Consider the following 18,123-nt stretch of genomic DNA (forward strand, 5'->3'; position numbering starts at 1 on the left):
TTTCATTACAAATAGATTACAAAAGCTAGGAAAATGATTGAATTTTGATGACAGATTCTCCTCCAATTTGATAGGTTCTTTTCTCCCCTTTTAGATAGAAAAAAGAAGACTATGAAGTCTTCTTTTAGTTTGTTTTTGTAGAAAAACAAGCAAGGTTTACTTGCGTTTTCTTGCAATCAAGTGAATCGGTGTTCCCTCAAAGACAAAGGCCTTGCGGATTTGATTTTCCAAGAAACGCAAGTAAGAGAAGTGCATGAGTTCTTCTTCATTGACAAAGATGACAAAGGTTGGTGGCTTAGTTGCCACTTGGGTTGCGTAGAAAATCTTGAGGCGTTTCCCTTTGTCTGTCGGTGTTGGATTGATGGCAATGGCATCCATAATCACATCGTTCAAGACAGCTGATGGGATACGGGTGTTTTGGCTTTCGCTGATTTGCTTAATCATCTCAGGCAGTTTATGGAGACGTTGCTTGGTCAAAGCGGATGCAAAGACAATCGGTGCATATGGCAGATATTGGAACTGCTCACGGATATCCTCTTCCCATTTCTTCATGGTATGGTTGTCTTTTTCAAGAGTATCCCACTTATTGACCACGATGATCATCCCTTTGCCTGCTTCGTGGGCAAAACCTGCGATGCGCTTGTCGTACTCACGAATACCTTCTTCGGCATTGAGGACCATCAAGACCACGTCAGAACGGTCAATGGCACGCATGGCACGCATGACAGAGTATTTCTCCGTATTTTCATAGACTTTACCAGACTTACGCATACCAGCTGTATCAATCATGGTAAACTCTTGTCCATCCGTATCTATAAAGTGGGTATCAATGGCATCACGCGTTGTTCCGGCTACTGGACTAGCAATCACGCGGTCTTCTCCCAAAATAGCGTTGATCAAACTTGATTTTCCAACGTTAGGACGACCAATCAAGCTAAATTTAATCACGTCTGGATTTTCTTCTTCAACTTCGTGTGGTAGATTTTCCACAATGGCATCGAGTACATCACCCGTACCAATACCGTGGACAGACGAAATTGGCAGTGGTTCACCCAATCCTAGCGCATAGAAATCAAAAATATCATTTCGCATTTCAGGGTTGTCAATCTTGTTAACGGCAAGGATAACAGGTTTATGGGTCTTATAAAGTTTACGAGCTACGTACTCGTCCGCATCTGTAATCCCTTCTTTCCCAGACACCACAAAGACGATGACATCCGCTTCTTCCATAGCAATTTCTGCCTGGTGCTTGATTTGTTCCATGAAGGGAGCATCGACATCGTCAATCCCTCCCGTATCAATCATACTAAAGGAACGATTGAGCCACTCACCCGTTGCATAGATACGGTCACGTGTCACACCCTCGACATCTTCTACGATTGAGATCCGCTCACCAGCGATCCGATTAAATAGGGTTGATTTCCCAACATTGGGACGTCCCACAATGGCAATAGTTGGTAAGGCCATGTTTTCTCACTTTCTACAATAACTTTTTCTGTTCTAGATTTTTCCGAGTTGAACGAGGTTCGGCTTGACCAAACTGCTCTGCCAAACGCTGACTCCAAGAGGTCGACGCACGCGCACCAGCATAGTCTGCCTGAACTATGTCATAGTCTAAAATCCCTGCTACGGGCTGTTCTTGGTATTCTTCTTCAAAAACCACTTGGTTCAAAGGCAGTCTTGGTTTGACATCGTGTTGTTGATCTGGCACGCCAAGGGCAATCCCAAAAACAGGGTAGGTATAGTCAGGCAGGTTAAAAAGCTCTGCCACTTCTTCTGACTTATAACGGACCAAACCGATGATAACACCACCATATCCCAGACTCTCTGCTGCAAGCAAGGTATTTTGCCCCGCAAGTGCAGCGTCCACAGACGTGATAAGGAGACCTTCCACTCCTTGAGGTTGGAAAATATCCGTATGAAGACTTGCTCCCTTTTCCGCTCGATTCAAGTCACCAACAAAGAGCAAAAAGGCTGCAGACTGGCGAATGGCTTCCTGAGGAACCAATTCATAAAGAGCATCTTTCTTCTCTTGACTGCGCACAAGAATCACAGAGTAGGATTGGAAATTTTTCCAAGACGACGCCATTTGTCCAGCAGTCAAAATCTCTTCCAAGTCTGCCTGAGGAATTTCTTGCTCCTTAAAGCGACGAACTGAAATATGAGCTTTCATCAGTTTAATGGTTTCTGTCATCGGCGATTTTCTCCTTCTAGTCTTGTCTCCTCAGCCAAATAACGGATTCGTTCCATGACCCGTCTAGCTTCCCAAGTCTCGTCATTCCCATTCTTTCCTTTGGCAAAATGTTTTTCCAAATCTTGGAAATTAAAGTTAGAAGTAAAGAAGGTCGGCAAATCTTCCTGCATGCGATACTGAAGAATGACTTGGAGAATCTCATCACGTACCCAAGGAGTCGACTGCTCTGCACCAATATCATCCAAGACCAGAACTTCTGCGACCTTGATGTCATCCACCAAGGTCTTCACAGATCCTTCACCGATGGCATTTTTCACATCAATGACAAAACTTGGATAGTGGAGAATAGTTGTTGAGGCCCCACGTTTTTCAGATAGGTCGTGAGCCAAGGCCGCCATCATGAAACTCTTACCAACACCAAAATCTCCGTAAAGATAGAGGCCTTTTCGAATGCTTGGGTAAAGGTCAACAAAGGAATAGAGTCTCTCAAAAATCGGCAAGCGTCCTAGATCATCCAGGTCAATCTGAGCCAATTTCGCTTTCTTGAGACTTGCTGGTAGATTGATCAACTTGAGACGATTCTTAATCGCAGCCTCTTTTTCTGCCGCGATTAGTTCTGGTGTTTCTTCATAAGACACATCCGCATAGCCGTGATTCATAACCAAGATAGGCTTGTAGCCACGCGCTATATAGTCCGCATCCCCACGAAGAAACTTGTCCCGTTCTGTGATATATTGGTTGAACTTGGAGATGCTGCGATTTAACTCCTCTTGGCTGAGCGATTTTTTCTGGATAAAAGCCGCTACATCGGGATCCTTCATGATCTGCTGGACTAGGTCCTGATACTGAAAACGACTTGTCTGACGTTTGATAACGTCACCCACACTTTCCATCTAGTCTCCTCCTTCTTCTAATCGGGCTAACATTTCTTGTTTTTTACGTTCTAGTTCCAGACGAGTCTCCTCGCTGGTTTGATTTTTATATTCTGGATTGCTCCACTTGGGAACATTTGTCTTAGTCGAGCTAGTTTTCGATTTCTGGTCTTCTTGCCCTTTTTTCTGGCGCTCTCGAATCCGAAGCACAGCTTCTTCTGCTGTTCGAATTTTTTGGTAAGCATAGTCATTTGCGACTTTCATGGCATATCTTTCATTGACATTAGCCGAATCAACCTTGTTAAAGGTTAGAAGCAAGACGATATTGATGACTTCGTCCAACAAGCCTAAAGACGCCATCTGGTGAAGGAGTTCTCTTTCACTTTGGGTGATGTTTCCCTTACGTGTTTGCTTGATTTCGGCTAAAAATTGCAGGGGTGTTTTATTTTTGGCTTCCCTGATAATGGTCATTTCTTTGGGGTTAAAGTCAGAAGAAACCTGCTTTTGCGCAATCTTTTCACGCATGCGTTTGACTGAAATAACCTGAGCCACCGCTGTCGCCTTGGCTAATTGATAAGTTTCAAACCAGGTCCATTTTTTTTCATCTGCGATGGCAAACAATTCCAAAACATCCGTTTGCTCGTCTTCAAAACGCAAACCATCTCGAGCCATCAGGCGCTGGAAATGTTCCAAGTCAAAATCATTTTTTAACTTGCTTTTAGACTCGCTTGGTGTCACTTCTTCAGTCAGGGTTGGAAAGACTTGGCTCAAAGAAACAGAGAGTGCTTCTCCCTCATTTGGAGCCTGCTTCATAGCAGAAACAGCTGTATCCCCAATCTTTTTCTCTAATAATCTGCTATAGACAGAATGACTTAAAAAATCCTGACTGGAAAGGGGTGAATGAAGCTGTAATTCATAGACCTCCCCTTTCTGATAAAGGGTCAACAAATCAAAAGCAGATAAGATTTTAAAGGATTGGAGCAAGGTCGGCATGCCAAAGTTTAAGTGGTTGAGGATATGGGAAAAGAGGTGTTCCTTTTGTCCACCATCCCAAAAGGTAATGGCATATAGATAGAGGTTCAGTGCCTCCTGACCGATAATTGGGAGGTAGCACTGCACCAGAGAAGAGGTATCTTGCGACACCCGATTATTCTTTAGAAAAGAAAAACGGTCATTTGGTTTCATCTATTTTTCCTTTTTCTTTTTAGATGACTGGGTGATTTGCTGGAGCAGACTCTCCAACTCACTCACATCCTTAAAGCTACGGTAAACACTGGCAAAACGAACATAGGTAATCTCATCAAGCTCTGCCAATTCTTCCATGACTAAAGAACCAATGTATTCGCTTTGAATCTCATTCTCACTGCGACTACGGAGTTTTTGCTCGATGCGATTGACCACCATGCCAATTTCATCACTTGAAACAGGGCGTTTCTGGGCTGAGCGGATAATCCCATTAAAGATTTTATCTCTCGAAAACTGCTCACGTGTACCGTCTTTTTTGACGACGACCAGCGTTCTTTCTTCTACTCGTTCATAGGTTGTAAAACGATGCTGACACTCGTCGCACTCACGTCTTCGACGGATGGTATTTCCTTCTTCGGCTTGTCGACTATCAACAACACTAGACTTGGTAGCCCCACATTTTGGACAACGCATGCATTTCCCTCCTTGTCGTTTTCTTTTCATTATACCATTTTTTGAGCAATTCCCAAAACGATTCTTATTTTTACTTGACAAGTTTTTTGTTTTATTGTATTATTTGATTAGAACAATAAAGGCAAAGAAAGAAAGGAGACTATGATGTCTTGGTCATTTGATAATACAAAACCGATTTATTTACAGATTATGGAAAAAATCAAATTACAGATTGTTTCCCATGAACTGGAACCCAATCAACAGCTCCCTACCGTGAGAGATTTGGCGAGCGAGGCTGGGGTCAATCCTAATACCATTCAGCGCGCCTTGTCTGACCTCGAACGTGAAGGATTTGTATACAGTAAGCGGACAACTGGTCGATTTGTCACCGAGGATTTGGACCTCATCCTTCAGTCCCGCAAACAACTTTCCGAGGAGCAACTGCAACAATTCGTCTCTTGCATGCTTCAATTTGGCTACAAAAAAGAAGAACTGCCAAATGTATTAAGCGACTATATTAAAGGAGTTTAAGACTATGACACTACTAGCACTTGAAAATGTAACAAAATCATATGGAGCAACTGCGGCACTTGACAATATCTCACTAGAGATCTCAGCCGGAAAGATTGTCGGGCTCCTTGGACCAAACGGATCCGGAAAAACTACCCTAATCAAACTGATCAATGGCCTCCTTCAACCAAATAAAGGACGTGTCCTCATTAACGGACAGGATCCAAGTCCTGCTACCAAGGCGATCGTTTCCTATCTGCCAGACACAACCTACCTCAATGAAGAGATGAAGGTTAAGGATGCTCTAACCTATTTTAAAACCTTCTACCAGGATTTCAATCTCGAAAGAGCCCAACACCTTTTAGCCGATTTCGGTATTGATGAAAATAGTCGCCTCAAGAATCTATCAAAAGGGAACAAGGAAAAGGTCCAACTCATCCTGGTTATGAGCCGTGAAGCCCGCCTCTACGTTCTTGACGAACCAATCGGAGGCGCGGACCCAGCTGCCCGTGATTATATCCTCAATACCATCATCAATAACTACTCACCAACCTCTACGGTGCTTATTTCAACCCACTTGATTTCAGATATTGAGCCAATCTTGGATGTGATCATCTTCCTCAAAGACGGAAAAGTCGTCCGCCAAGGAAATGTTGATGATATTCGTTACGAGTCAGGTGAATCAATTGACCAGCTCTTCCGCCAGGAATTTAAAGCCTAAGCAAAGGAGATTATTATGTTTTGGAATCTAGTTCGTTATGAATTTAAAAATGTCAATAAATGGTATCTGGCACTCTACGGTGCTGTGCTTGCAATTTCAGTTTTGCTTGGAGCTTTTATTAACAGTCTTAGCCAGAGTTACAATCCTAACAATGCTGCTTATTTCATCTTCTTTTTAGTACTAGTCTTTGGAGGACTCAGCGTCACTCTTTGGATTGCAACAATCTTTTTAATCATCCGAAGATTCAAGGGTAGTGTTTATGACCGCCAAGGGTACTTGACCTTGACCTTGCCTGTCTCTGAGCACCAAATCATCATCGCAAAACTTTTAGGTGGTCTTGTCTGGTCCATCTTAAGCTATATCGTCTTTATCTTAAGTATATTGATTATCATCTTCTTAACACCAATTGAAAAAGACTTCACTGCCCTCTATAACTTCATTTCCCCTTACCTCAGCTACGGCTGGCTGTATGCCCTATCACTATTTGTCGGGTCAATCACATGGATTTTATCTATTTACCTCTCCATCTCTATCGGACAACTCTTTAACGAATATCGAACAGCTATGGGAATTTTAGCCTATATTGTCATTGCCATCGTCATTGGTTATGTTTCTCTCTTCTTAAGAGTTGACAATGACTTTAACGTGATGGCTGGTACAGAAATCTTGCGCAATCTCTTTTTATCAGCTATCTACTATCTCGGAACCTACTACATCTTGAAAAACAAGGTTAATTTGCAATAAAAAATGCCCAGCTAGAAAGCTAGGTTTTTCTTTAACTCAAGATCAAGCTGGCTACAATGGGACTAACAAAAACATAAAGAATTCCAGTGACACCGATAGCCAAACCACCCATGGCTCCTGCTACCGAGCCATATCGAAAGGCTGTTCCCGTTCCAACTGCGTGTCCCGTTCCTCCTAGGGAAAGCCCGACTGCTACTGGGTCGCCAATTTTCAACCACTTCAAAAGGGTTGATCCGATTACACTAGTCAAAATCCCAGTCGCTACTACGACGACCAAGGTTACAGTTGTTAAACCTTGCAATTTTTCTGTGATTCCCACTGCCATGGCAGTTGTCACTGACTTGGGAAAGAGAGAAATGGCTAGGAAAAAGTCCATGCCAAATATTTTCGCTACTATGGCAGTGAAACAAGTATTGACAACTACTGCTAACAGACTACCAAAGAGAGTACTCCGAGCATGATGCTTCATCAGGTGAAAACTCTTATAAAGCGGAATCCCTAAAGCCACGGTCGATGGGACAATCAAGTTGTTCAGATAAACCCCACCTTGGTAATAATCTTGATAAGAAATACCCGTCGCCTTAAGGAAAATAATGATAAAAATGGCTGACAAAAGCAGGGGCGTTGTCAATGGATGGGGAAAACGTCTGTAAATCAACATCCCCACTAGATAAGCTAGGATAGATAATGCAATCCCAAACAGAGGATTGGATACAAATTCGCTCATTTGGCATCTCCTTTCTCATAATCTCCCTCAAATCGTCTCTTGATAAACTGAACCACTAGAGCGATGAGGATAATGTTGATGACAGCTGCAAAAAAGACAGTCAAGACGATAGGCAAAAGATAAGGAGCAATCACATCAAACTTTTCCATGATACCCACTGCTGGTGGCAAAAAGAGAATGGTCATATTGGCCAGCAAGAAATTCCCGACCATATTGACATGTCTGGTTCTCAGCCACTTGAACTGTAAGGCTAGAAAGAGAATAATCAAGCCGATAATACTGCCTGGGATGGGCAGATGAAAGAAACTAGAAATTCCCTCTCCGATAAGAGAAATCACAAAGAGAATCATTAATTGAACATATAATTTCATCCTAAACTCCACGAAATAGACTTCTTGCATACCAGTTTACTCTTTTTTCAGAAAATTTCAAGGAAATATTGAAATTCTTCTTTCTTGCAAGGATTAGCTAAAAGTAGTATAATCATTGCATGCGCAATCATCTTGTGTTACAAAGATAATCAGTAATGACTTTGTGATTTTTACTTTGAAAAGAAAGGAGAAAGCAATGACCTATTTGGAAAAGTGGTTTGACTACAACCGCCGTCAAAAGGAAATGGAAGCCTTGTTGGAAGAAACTATTGCCCAGCAGAGTGAACAAAGGTTGACCTTGAAAGAGTTTTACCTGCTCTACTATCTGGACCTAGCTGATGAAAAATCTTTACGGCAGATTGACCTGCCAGATAAGCTCCATCTCAGCCCAAGCGCTGTTTCTCGAATGGTGGCTAGGTTAGAAGAGAAAAACTGTGGCTTGCTTAGTCGCAGATGTTGCGACCAGGATAGACGAGCTAGTTTTATCTGCCTGACTGACGAGGGGCAAACAACTCTGGCTTATCTACAAAAAGCTGTCGAAGAAAGATTGGAAACCAGTCTTGATTTCATTTCTTAATCAGATTTTTTAAAAAAAGTTGCGTGCACAATCATTTTTCTTGACATTCCTCTTTTCAAGGAGTACAATAAAGTCAAGATTGAACAAAGGAGTTTAATATGATCGAAATTACCTATCTAGACACCAGCAAACAAGAGAGAACCATGACTTTCGAGTCTTATCAAGACTTTGAACGTTCTCAACAGGCTTGCCTTATCGGTGTCGCAGATTATTACCCAGTTCAAAAATTGACCTACAATGGTCATGACTTGGACTACCATGGGACTTATGGAGATGTCTTCTTCTATCTCATGAAACAAGATTTAAGCCAATATAACTAAAAAAGGAGAAATACAATGGCAAAAGCAATTACAGATGCAACATTTGAACAAGAAACAAAAGACGGTTTGGTCTTGGTAGACTTCTGGGCAACTTGGTGTGGTCCATGTCGTATGCAAGGTCCAATCTTGGATAAATTGTCTGAAGAACTTTCAGAAGATGTCTTGAAAATCGTTAAAATGGATGTTGACGAAAATCCAAACACAGCTCGTGCTTTTGGAATCATGTCTATCCCAACCCTTCTCTTCAAAAAAGACGGCCAAGTGGTGAAACAAGTTGCTGGTGTTCACACAGCAGAACAAATCAAGGCTATCGTTGCTGAATTGAACTAATCACACTAGAGACCAAGTGCTTCATTTGGTCTCTTTTTTCTTGCCCTTTGCCATTTTTCAAAAAATATGCTAGACTGTAAGTAGAATATTACGATGTTTGGGACATGCCATCGCTAAAAAAAACCTCTACTTGGTATTTTTTAGCTCCCCTCAAGGGAGCTTTTTGCGTGCTCTGAACATTTCCCATTTTGGAAGGAGTACTATGAAACGTCAATCAGCCTTGGTCGTCTTTAGTGGCGGTCAAGATTCCACAACCTGCCTCTTTTGGGCTAAAGAACACTATGAAACAGTCGAAGCCGTCACCTTTTCCTACGGCCAACGCCATCATCTCGAAATTCAAGTTGCTAGAGAAATCGCTAAGGAACAAGGCATTCGTCATCACATCTTAGATATGTCTCTGCTGGGACAAATCACTGAAAATGCCCTGACCTCTGACATGGAAATCGAGCAAAAAGAGGGAGAGGTTCCCAATACCTTTGTTGACGGCCGCAACCACCTCTTTCTATCCTTTACAGCAGTTCTTGCCAAGCAACGAGGTATTAAAGATATCGTGACAGGTGTCTGCGAGACAGATTTCTCAGGCTACCCTGACTGCCGAGATGTCTTTGTCAAATCTCTCAATGTTACGCTCAACCTTGCCATGGATTACGACTTTGTTATCCAAACACCTCTCATGTGGCTAGACAAGGCTGAAACTTGGGAATTAGCCGACCAACTCGGTGCCTTTGACTATGTTCGTGAGAAGACCTTAACCTGCTACAATGGGATTATCGGAAGTGGCTGTGGAGATTGTCCAGCCTGCCACCTACGTCAGCATGGTTTAGATGTTTATCTCTCACAGAAAGGAGAGAGCTAATGTTTTTTGCTCCCAAAGAAATCAAACAGGAAACTGGGGAATCTCTTGTCTACAATCCTCACAGAACCTTGGTATCAAAAGAGTTCACCTTCGATGCTGCCCACCACCTCTTTCACTATGAGGGAAAATGCAAGTCCCTGCACGGCCACACTTATCATCTGCAGATTGCTGTCAGTGGATTTTTAGATGAACGGGGCATGAGCTACGACTTTGGAGACATCAAAGCTATCTACAAGAACTACTTAGAACCCCACTTGGATCATCGCTATCTCAATGAAACCCTGCCTTATATGAACACGACTGCTGAAAATATGGTTTACTGGATTTTCCAAACCATGAGCCAAGAGTTGCCCAACGAACGCGGTTTCCGTATGGAATACGTTCGCCTCTATGAGACTCCGACTGCCTTTGCGGAGTTTAGACGGGAGTGGTTAGATGACTAGGGAACGTGTCCTCAAACTACCAGTTCTGGAAATTTTCGGCCCAACCTTTCAAGGTGAAGGTCGTGCTATCGGGCAGAAAACCATGTTTGTCCGCACTGCTGGTTGCGACTACCACTGCGACTGGTGCGACTCTGCCTTTACTTGGGATGGTTCTGAAAAACCAACTCGCATGACCTCTGATGAAGTCATTGCTGCCTTAGATAAGCTAGGAAGCTACGACTATGTAACCCTATCTGGCGGAAATCCTGCTATCCTAGCAGCCAACATGGCTCAACTCGTCACCAAGCTCAAAGAACGTGGAGTCACTCTAGCTGTTGAGACCCAAGGCTCCCGCTGGCAAAATTGGTTAAAAGACATCGACCAAGTCACTCTCAGCCCCAAACCTCCTTCATCCAAGATGGAAGTCAACTTTGAGACCTTGGATTTCATCGTATCCCAACTGGACCCAGACAAAGTCACCTTTAAAATCCCTGTCTTTGATGATGCAGATCTAGCCTTTGCCAAAGACATTCAAGAACGCTACCAACCAGATGTCCTTTTCTTATCGGCTGGAAATCCTGAGCCCAAGGCTACAGGCAATATTGTCCAAGACCAACTGGACCGCCTCAAAGAACTCTGGGAACGCGTCGCTGCTGACGATAGCTGGGGCAATGTCCGCGTCCTTCCTCAACTTCATACCCTCCTCTACGACAACCAACGTGGTGTTTAAATTAGAAAGAAAAAATCATGTCACAACAAGAAGAAATGAAAAACCTAAGCCTACTGGGCAACAAAGAAACCAACTACATTTTTGATTATCAACCAGAAGTCCTCGAATCTTTTGACAATCGTCATGTTGAAAATGACTATTTCATCAAATTCAACTGTCCTGAATTTACCTCTCTTTGTCCTATTACGGCTCAACCAGACTTTGCGACGATTTATATTTCCTACATTCCTGACAAGCTCTGCGTCGAGTCAAAATCCCTCAAACTCTACCTCTTTAGCTACCGAAATCATGGGGATTTTCACGAAAACTGTATCAACACCATCGGGAAAGACTTGGTCAATCTACTAGACCCTCGCTATTTAGAAGTCTGGGGAAAATTCACTCCGCGCGGTGGCATCTCAATCGACCCCTACTACAACTACGGTAGACCTGGAACCAAGTATGAAGGATTGGCAGAACAGCGTCTCTTCCAACACGATCTTTATCCAGAGAAAATTGACAACCGCTAAAATCATACTCAATGAAAATCAAAGAGCAAACTAGGAAGCTAGTCACAGGTTGCTCAAAGTACTGCTTTGAGGTTGCAGATGGACGCTGATGTGATTTGAAGAGATTTTCGAAGAGTATCATACGAAAAAGCCCTGTTCCTCAAGATGAGGAGCAAGGCTTTTTGAATTTCAATTATTCTTCTGTTCCAAGGAAGTTTTTCGCAACAAGGGCTGCAAGAACGCCACCAACGATTGGGGCAAGGATAAAAATCCATACTTGTTGAAGAGCTGCGCCACCAACCAAGACAGCAGGAGCCAAGCTACGAGCGGGGTTAACTGAAAGTCCAGTAATGTTCAATCCCACAAGGATCATGACCATCAAGGACAAACCGATTACTAAACCAGCAATCGCACCATTCCCCTTGCTTGCTGATGTTACCGTCATGATAACTAGGACAAACAAGAAAGTTGCGATGACTTCAAACAAGAATCCACCAAAGACAGTGACACCGTTTGCCAAGGCATTTTCGCCAAGACTAGCAGTCGACATACCTGAGTTAGATAAGAGGAAGAATACTGCAGCTGACGCAAGGAAAGCTCCAACTACTTGTCCAAGGATGTAGTTTACAAGTTCTGAAGATGACAAACGTTTGTTTACAAACATAGCGATCGAAACAGCTGGGTTCAAGTGAGCACCCGAAACAGTTCCGATTGAGAAAGCTGCGACTACGATTGCCAAACCAAAGGCAAAAGCAATTCCAAGGTGTCCAAGGCCATCAAGACCATTTCCAAAAACAACGGCTCCTGTTCCGATGAACACAAGCATAAATGTACCGATTAATTCAGCAACAAATTTTTTCATGATAAGTCTCCTTTTTTTCGAACTATGTATTAGTCTATCAAAAGAAGGAAAGGGTTTCAAGAAGATTGACTGGAAAGTTATTTGAAAATCATGAAACGACTCGCTTGGACTTAGTATTGAAAAGATTGAATAGCTTCTTTCAAGTCATCTTGTAAAAGTTTATGACAGTCTAGTTGAAGGTAAATTTCCAGCAAACAAGATCTGAAATTGGAAAATTTATGGAAATCATTTACTTCTTTCAAGGGAAATTCGACTGTTTGCAGCCAAGCAGTGAGGAGAGAAGGTTCGATTTTCCCTCGTAAGATTGGTTCATAAAACGCTCTGGCTAACCGCCAATCTTCATCATTTGTAAAACGAATGGTAATTCGTTTAAATAGTTGACCCAGTACATCAAATACTTCAGAAACTCTGTTACTAGGAAAATCTGGATGACAAACGACTTCAGTCAAGAGATCCGCTCCATGCGCAAAAGCGTGAACCCAACCATACTGACTTGAAAAACCTGTCGTATCCTTTTCTTTTTTTAAGTAATGCAAACCTTGAGATAGCATAGCATTTCTTATATCAGCTTTTAAGCCTTTATAGAAAAGAGAGTGCTCGTTACCATCTGCAGACAAAAGATTGGCATAAATAAGTGCGCTAAAAGAACGTTTAAGAGCCGAAACTCCTCTACTATCAATCTCTTTGTATAGACCTTCATCAGAGGAGACCTCTTCTGAGATAAACTGAAACTGCTCAAGGGAAAACAACTCTTCTTGAATCCCTCTAGCTAAACTCGTAAAAACAAGTTCATCTCGAATTTCTGGAGAGGGATCTCCCAAATGCTCAAGCAACCACTGAATTTCTTCTCGACTATAGCTTGGTTTTTCTTCTATCACTTTTCTTTGTAAATTTCGACGCATCTCAAGCACCTCTACATTTCTAGTAACTTATCAAAAAGTCATCCGAAGATGACTTTGAAGAGGAACATTTGGAAAAATTGGAAAGGAACATGGCATAGTTAGAGCACTATTTTTTCTTTTTCGGAGTTAAATCTTCAAAAGATGTACTATTTTTACTAATAGTCTCGCTAATGGCTTTTTGTCCCAACCCATTAATTGAGCTATCCATTTGAGCTGCTAAAGTCGTTACAGCAGTTTTATTTGTCATAGCAAGAACCCCTATCTCCTCATCGTACTTATCTACAATACCTTTTCTACCTGATTTTATAGGAGGAGCACAAAATGCTTTGATAGCTGCTCGTTCTAATGTTTTTTTGATTTCTCGTCTGGCTGATTCTGACATAGGTCCAATCAAAGCATCTATGACTAAATCCACTAGCATTTCTTCTGCCTCCTTTCTAACTCATATAAGTCTTTTCTTTGACTATAACTCTCTTCTAACTCTTTTTCTAAGCGAGAGCGCTCTTTTCGGTACTGAGTCTGCAACTCTTCATCTTTTGCCTCTATTTTAGCATACTGACGAAAATACTCACTACTCGTCTCACTTGCATAAGATTCCAATAACATCAGAAATTGATGGTGCTCCCCATCATATCCAGATTTCTGTCTACCAAAATCATAAGCAATGTTCTCAAACTCCTCATATAATCTGGTCAACTGAGAACGATTATGATCTAAACTTTCATAGGATTCTTCTATTTTCTTCTTAGCAGTTCTATAGTCATCCTCCAAGGACCAAAGTCCCTCTTCTTGCTTTTTTATTTTCACTTGGATTTCTTCTAGTTTGTCCATTGATTAATATCCCTTGCCAAGCTTTCGTCTCCTTCAACCGCCTGTTCAACACCTTTCTGAATGTTGGTTTCCAAATCCGTAAAGGCTTTTACAATCGCAGCTGATTTACTTACTTTTTTATCAAAATGTCTCTGAGTCTCACCCACAATACTATCATACGTTACCCCAGCTTCTACATAGACATCCTCTATCTCATCATAAGTTAACTCTGTTACAAACCAGGGAACTTCCTTACTTTTATCGTAGAGTGTTTCAGCATCTGTAACTGCTTTTTTAGCCACTGCCTCAATCTCGCTGTGTCCGTTGCTGACACTCTCTGTCATTGCCGTCGCAACAGCTGTTGCTTGGACACTATCCAAGAAAAACATCTCATGGCTACTTATGCTACCATCTGATAAAAATTTAGTATTCAACTGTTTTAGAAGTCCATTTTTGACACCTTGTAATTTCTTCAGGGTATCATAGTTCTTCTTTTCAAGTCCAGTCATTTTCTCTGGACTCTGTTTTTCCAAAATATCCTTGATTTGGTTAATTTGATTTTTATCACCCGTAATATCTGGGTCAAGGCTGTGTCCACCAGAATTTTCAAGCAGATAATCTTCTCCCAAGTAGACACCCAAAAGAGGCATAGAGATATTGTTAAGAAAGTCATCTTGAGTACGAATTCGTACAACTTGACCTGTGAATGTTTTTTGTTTATTGATTATTTTCTCCCTCGCCGAATCCCAGGGAGTCAGATAATCTAAAATTTTTTGTTCTCCCGTAATAGTCGATTTTAAATATAGAGGAGCAGAATTATAGACAACTGTCCGTGCCACATTATACTCCAATGCTACACGCTGAGCAATATTTCCACCCAATGAATGTCCAGTCAATGTGATATTTTTACCGTATTTTGATTGAATTCGTTCATAGAATTTAAATGCTTCATCATAATGATAGCCTATTGCCAGTCCAATACTCGAAATATCCGTCTTAAAATCCGTAAAAAAGTCAACATTAGGATTTGTACCAGTGTATGCAATAATAATCTCTCCACTATTTTTGTCTAAAAATGCTGTCCCACTAGTCCCAGTTAATGCATCTCTGAAATCATCAAGATACTCCAGATTATCAGGTATGGCCTTTCTTCTTTGTGCATCTTTCACTCGTTCTTGAGCAGAAATATCTGAATATACAAATTCAGGACGTTCAGCTCTCCCTTTCTCAAATTCATAAGTTAGATTCGACGCATCTAAAGTTGGAATTCCACTATTAACAAATTTTTTATCCACCATTGAATCTCCTTTTAATTTGACACGGTTTCTCTAAATGAATAAACATTGTCGTAGTTGACAGTTACTGAATAATAGAAATAATCGTCGTTTCGGTATGAACTTCCAAAACCTAATATTGCCTGTTCGTTTTCATGTTTTTTAAAATACTGATTGATAGTTTGATTCCGAACCAAATAATCAATATCAAATGCACCATTATTGCCATTATAACTTTTGGATTTCATAGATAAAGAAGATAGAAAAGACTGATTAATCGTTAACTTTTGAAATAAGAATCCATCAAAAGGCCATAATTCTTTCGCTTTCCCCTCATCGGAAAAGATAAATTTCCCATCTATATAATCCACCCTTATTGTTTCTTCTGGCTTTTCAGTAATATCATCAGAAGCCCGTGTCTTGGTTAGCACTCCAGAAATTGTATGATTGCTACTATCCCCCTGTAAAGACATTTCGATAAGAAAAGTCCCACGTTTGATATACACTTGCTCTACTTTAAAGCCTTCCGGAAATTGCTTAAACAAATCAAACAGATTCTCGGTTGGATAGACACGACTAACCTCAGAGACTTTGTTCTCAATCCATTCTCGACTGCTCTTATTTTCTCCACATCCCGCCAATCCTATCATGATCAATCCCCCTAAAAGTAATATTGTGAGAAAAGTGCGTTTTTTCATAACCTTCTCCTTATTTATGATATTCAATAAAATAGCTAACCGTAGTTCACTTATAGTATACCATAAAAGCAACAATTCCTTGCATCTTATTCAAATTCGTAAGTCATATTCGCCACGTCTAAAGTTGGAATTCCACTATTGGCCGTTATATACCTTCGCATTTGATACCGTTTCTCTAAAATAATAGCCATCATTGTAATCTAGTAAAATTGAGTAGTAGTAATAACCCTCATTTTGTAGAGAACTTCCAATCTCCAGTACGGATGTTTCAGAATCATTTTTATGAAAATAATTATTAACTACTTCATTTTCTGTAAAATATAAAATACTAAAACCATTTGTCACGCTATTATACGATTTCTCTTTTAATCTTAACTTAGACAATTCTGTTTTATTTAAAGTCAACTTTTGAAATAAAAATCTGTCAAACTTCCACATTTTTTTAGCAGTTTCTTCATCAGAAAAAATAAATTTATTGTCTACATATTGAACACTTACTACCTCTTCTTCGCTTTCTGGTGCATCATCCTTCGCTGGAATTTTAGCAAGAGTACCTGTTATTGTATGCAATGTTGCATCACCTTTCAGCTTAATTTCTGTGATAAAATCGTCAATTCCATCACTTTTCTTTTTGAAATAGACCTGCTCAATCTCAAACCCTTCTGGAAATTGCTTAAACAAATCAAACAGATTCTCGGTTGGATAGACACGACTAACCTCAGAGACTTTGTTTTCAATCCATTCTCGACTATTTTTATTTTCTCCACATCCTGTTAATCCTATCATGATCAATCCTCCTAAAAGTAATATTGTGAAAACGCACGTTTTTTCATAACCTTCTCCTTACTTATGATAATTAATAAAACAACTAATCATATTTCCCTTATAGTATATCATAAAAGGCTGATATGACTGTTTCATCTATGATGTTAAAATCCTGTCTAATTCATTTTAAAACACTGTAATCCTAAGGGTCATGATATAATAGACAATGAATAACAAGCATTACTTGAAGGAGAAATATATGAAAAAATCGTACAGACTTTGTTGCCTAGCTTGTGTGACAACACTAGCCTTAGCCCTTGGTGCTTGCTCATCAAAGCCATCTACTAGTTCTACAAATAATTCAAACAATCAGGCTTCCACCTATCACAAGAAAGATGTAACTGGTCCTGCTGCTTCATTTGACTGGAATGCCAAAGTTGAACCTACCAACTATGAGAGAACCTTTGTTGAAACAAACAGTGGCAGTCATTTTAATAAAACTTTAGATCGCACGAAAGAGGCGGCTGAGAATCTTGAAAAAAAGAAAAAAGAAATTTCGGATCCTAAGGTTCAAACAGCCCTCAAATTAGTGGATGCTGTCTTTGTCAATCAAGAAAATCTTGACCTAGTTGTGAAATCAGCGGGTGCTAGCAATCAAGAAGAGTTATTTGATAAGATTTGGAACGAATATTTAGTCCCTGAGTTAACTAAAATCCGTCCGAATTTTTCAAATGATACCGTCTTTGAATATAAAGGAGAAAAATATCCCCTCAAAATTTATGCACCTATGTTTTTCAAGGTCAACACTAATGCATTAGGAAAAGCAGGTGCCTATACTCTTGAGGACTATAAGGTAGATGGCGACATGGTTTATTTGAAATTTATGTCCCCAGCTGTAGATACTTACCAATACGAAGTCAAAGCATCCTATCACACAGACAATCTTGAATTCTTTCAAGGACTGGTGGAAGAACAACAAAAGGTTCTTGAAACAGACTATGCTAAAGCTCTAAATATTCGATTTGTTTATCAATTAGCGGCGCTTGATTTTAAAGCTGACAACTACGTAGACCTAGAGGGCATGGATTATCTTGATCGTAACACCCATTACCTTGCCATAAAAGTGGATAATAATGGTGAAGCTAGCCTTGATAATGAAAATCTCGCCAACCTTTTACAAATTAGCATGAAGGCTTCAAACGAGGCCAATAAAGGAAAATTTGAATAAATCTTTAAAGCATAAAAAAATCACCTCAAATGAACTGCACCCCAAAAGTTAGACAGAAAAAATCTAACTTTTGGGGTGTTTTTA

Annotated in this window: 25 protein-coding genes; 11 read left to right on the top strand and 14 right to left on the bottom strand. The window is 40.6% G+C overall.

The features are described from left to right. Nucleotides 1-156: 156 nt before the first annotated feature. Genes der through nrdR form a run of 5 tightly spaced genes read right to left on the bottom strand, consistent with a single transcriptional unit; the run spans nt 157 to nt 4,725 of the window. On the bottom strand, nt 157-1,467 hold the full coding sequence (gene der / locus Q4A91_RS01345; RefSeq protein WP_303204257.1) for a ribosome biogenesis GTPase Der: 1,311 nt from the start codon (nt 1,465-1,467) through the stop codon (nt 157-159). Between the two features lie 13 nt (nt 1,468-1,480). Next, nucleotides 1,481-2,194, bottom strand: a complete 714-nt coding sequence (locus Q4A91_RS01350) for an NADPH-dependent oxidoreductase (protein ID WP_303204258.1) — start codon at nt 2,192-2,194, stop codon at nt 1,481-1,483. Continuing rightward, nucleotides 2,191-3,087, bottom strand: coding sequence for a primosomal protein DnaI (gene dnaI, locus Q4A91_RS01355; protein ID WP_303204259.1), 897 nt, complete (start codon nt 3,085-3,087; stop codon nt 2,191-2,193). The genes Q4A91_RS01350 and dnaI overlap by 4 nt, the downstream gene beginning before the upstream one ends. After that, nucleotides 3,088-4,251: a DnaD domain protein gene (locus Q4A91_RS01360; RefSeq protein ID WP_303204260.1), complete on the bottom strand. Its 1,164-nt coding sequence runs from the start codon at nt 4,249-4,251 to the stop codon at nt 3,088-3,090. Continuing rightward, nucleotides 4,252-4,725 (bottom strand): transcriptional regulator NrdR, encoded by a 474-nt coding sequence (gene nrdR / locus Q4A91_RS01365; protein WP_001203676.1) that lies wholly within the window; start codon nt 4,723-4,725, stop codon nt 4,252-4,254. It lies immediately after the preceding gene. Nucleotides 4,726-4,869: 144 nt separating this feature from the next. Here nrdR and Q4A91_RS01370 point away from each other — a divergent pair, with 144 nt between their 5' ends. The 3 genes from Q4A91_RS01370 to Q4A91_RS01380 are packed head-to-tail and all read left to right on the top strand — an operon-like array spanning nt 4,870 to nt 6,679. Further along, a complete protein-coding gene (locus tag Q4A91_RS01370) occupies nt 4,870-5,235 on the top strand; it encodes a GntR family transcriptional regulator (RefSeq protein ID WP_000119117.1) in 366 nt (121 codons plus the stop codon). A 4-nt stretch (nt 5,236-5,239) separates the two neighbouring features. Beyond that, on the top strand, nt 5,240-5,935 hold the full coding sequence (locus Q4A91_RS01375) for an ABC transporter ATP-binding protein (RefSeq protein WP_303204261.1): 696 nt from the start codon (nt 5,240-5,242) through the stop codon (nt 5,933-5,935). 15 nt (nt 5,936-5,950) lie between these two features. Further along, a complete protein-coding gene (locus Q4A91_RS01380) occupies nt 5,951-6,679 on the top strand; it encodes a hypothetical protein (RefSeq protein ID WP_303204262.1) in 729 nt (242 codons plus the stop codon). A gap of 31 nt (nt 6,680-6,710) precedes the next feature. Here Q4A91_RS01380 and Q4A91_RS01385 read toward each other — a convergent pair whose 3' ends face one another. Both Q4A91_RS01385 and Q4A91_RS01390 read right to left on the bottom strand, forming a co-directional pair. Continuing rightward, on the bottom strand, nt 6,711-7,406 hold the full coding sequence (locus Q4A91_RS01385) for an LrgB family protein (protein WP_303204263.1): 696 nt from the start codon (nt 7,404-7,406) through the stop codon (nt 6,711-6,713). Next, entirely contained in the window at nt 7,403-7,777 is a 375-nt protein-coding gene (locus Q4A91_RS01390; RefSeq protein ID WP_303204264.1) for a CidA/LrgA family protein, read from the bottom strand. The genes Q4A91_RS01385 and Q4A91_RS01390 overlap by 4 nt, the downstream gene beginning before the upstream one ends. 196 nt (nt 7,778-7,973) lie before the next feature. Between Q4A91_RS01390 and Q4A91_RS01395 the strand changes: the two genes are divergently transcribed. The 7 genes from Q4A91_RS01395 (at nt 7,974) to queF (ending at nt 11,521) form a co-directional block, all read left to right on the top strand. Continuing rightward, a complete protein-coding gene (locus Q4A91_RS01395) occupies nt 7,974-8,354 on the top strand; it encodes a MarR family winged helix-turn-helix transcriptional regulator (RefSeq protein ID WP_042768552.1) in 381 nt (126 codons plus the stop codon). 98 nt (nt 8,355-8,452) lie between these two features. Next, entirely contained in the window at nt 8,453-8,674 is a 222-nt protein-coding gene (locus Q4A91_RS01400) for a DUF4649 family protein (RefSeq protein ID WP_000570267.1), read from the top strand. A 15-nt stretch (nt 8,675-8,689) separates the two neighbouring features. After that, a complete protein-coding gene (trxA, locus tag Q4A91_RS01405) occupies nt 8,690-9,004 on the top strand; it encodes a thioredoxin (RefSeq protein ID WP_084859493.1) in 315 nt (104 codons plus the stop codon). Between the two features lie 202 nt (nt 9,005-9,206). Beyond that, nucleotides 9,207-9,860: a 7-cyano-7-deazaguanine synthase QueC gene (queC, locus tag Q4A91_RS01410; protein WP_303204265.1), complete on the top strand. Its 654-nt coding sequence runs from the start codon at nt 9,207-9,209 to the stop codon at nt 9,858-9,860. Further along, nucleotides 9,860-10,303 (top strand): 6-carboxytetrahydropterin synthase QueD, encoded by a 444-nt coding sequence (queD, locus tag Q4A91_RS01415; protein WP_303204266.1) that lies wholly within the window; start codon nt 9,860-9,862, stop codon nt 10,301-10,303. Before queC ends, queD begins: the two co-directional genes overlap by 1 nt. Continuing rightward, on the top strand, nt 10,296-11,012 hold the full coding sequence (gene queE, locus Q4A91_RS01420; RefSeq protein ID WP_303204267.1) for a 7-carboxy-7-deazaguanine synthase QueE: 717 nt from the start codon (nt 10,296-10,298) through the stop codon (nt 11,010-11,012). Before queD ends, queE begins: the two co-directional genes overlap by 8 nt. Before the next feature lie 17 nt (nt 11,013-11,029). Further along, on the top strand, nt 11,030-11,521 hold the full coding sequence (queF, locus tag Q4A91_RS01425; protein WP_000082582.1) for a preQ(1) synthase: 492 nt from the start codon (nt 11,030-11,032) through the stop codon (nt 11,519-11,521). Between the two features lie 172 nt (nt 11,522-11,693). Here the strand turns inward: queF and Q4A91_RS01430 are convergent, their stop codons facing one another. The 7 genes from Q4A91_RS01430 to Q4A91_RS01460 form a co-directional block, all read right to left on the bottom strand. Next, on the bottom strand, nt 11,694-12,362 hold the full coding sequence (locus Q4A91_RS01430; protein WP_303204268.1) for an MIP/aquaporin family protein: 669 nt from the start codon (nt 12,360-12,362) through the stop codon (nt 11,694-11,696). 110 nt (nt 12,363-12,472) lie between these two features. After that, a complete protein-coding gene (locus Q4A91_RS01435; RefSeq protein ID WP_303204269.1) occupies nt 12,473-13,264 on the bottom strand; it encodes a DUF2785 domain-containing protein in 792 nt (263 codons plus the stop codon). Nucleotides 13,265-13,370: 106 nt separating this feature from the next. After that, entirely contained in the window at nt 13,371-13,685 is a 315-nt protein-coding gene (locus Q4A91_RS01440; RefSeq protein WP_000959511.1) for a hypothetical protein, read from the bottom strand. After that, nucleotides 13,679-14,095 (bottom strand): hypothetical protein, encoded by a 417-nt coding sequence (locus Q4A91_RS01445; protein ID WP_303204270.1) that lies wholly within the window; start codon nt 14,093-14,095, stop codon nt 13,679-13,681. The genes Q4A91_RS01440 and Q4A91_RS01445 overlap by 7 nt, the downstream gene beginning before the upstream one ends. Then, the gene (locus Q4A91_RS01450) at nt 14,083-15,372 is read right to left on the bottom strand and encodes an Mbeg1-like protein (RefSeq protein ID WP_303204271.1); all 1,290 of its coding nucleotides are present in this window, start codon (nt 15,370-15,372) and stop codon (nt 14,083-14,085) included. Before Q4A91_RS01450 ends, Q4A91_RS01445 begins: the two co-directional genes overlap by 13 nt. Nucleotides 15,373-15,383: 11 nt before the next feature. Continuing rightward, nucleotides 15,384-16,046, bottom strand: a complete 663-nt coding sequence (locus Q4A91_RS01455; protein ID WP_303204272.1) for a hypothetical protein — start codon at nt 16,044-16,046, stop codon at nt 15,384-15,386. 135 nt (nt 16,047-16,181) lie between these two features. Continuing rightward, a complete protein-coding gene (locus Q4A91_RS01460) occupies nt 16,182-16,832 on the bottom strand; it encodes a hypothetical protein (protein WP_303204273.1) in 651 nt (216 codons plus the stop codon). A gap of 238 nt (nt 16,833-17,070) precedes the next feature. Between Q4A91_RS01460 and Q4A91_RS01465 the strand changes: the two genes are divergently transcribed. Then, nucleotides 17,071-18,039: a hypothetical protein gene (locus tag Q4A91_RS01465; protein ID WP_303204274.1), complete on the top strand. Its 969-nt coding sequence runs from the start codon at nt 17,071-17,073 to the stop codon at nt 18,037-18,039. The last annotated feature ends 84 nt before the right edge of the window (nt 18,040-18,123 follow it).

The sequence above is a fragment of the Streptococcus sp. genome (assembly GCF_030528045.1).
Classification (GTDB): domain Bacteria; phylum Bacillota; class Bacilli; order Lactobacillales; family Streptococcaceae; genus Streptococcus.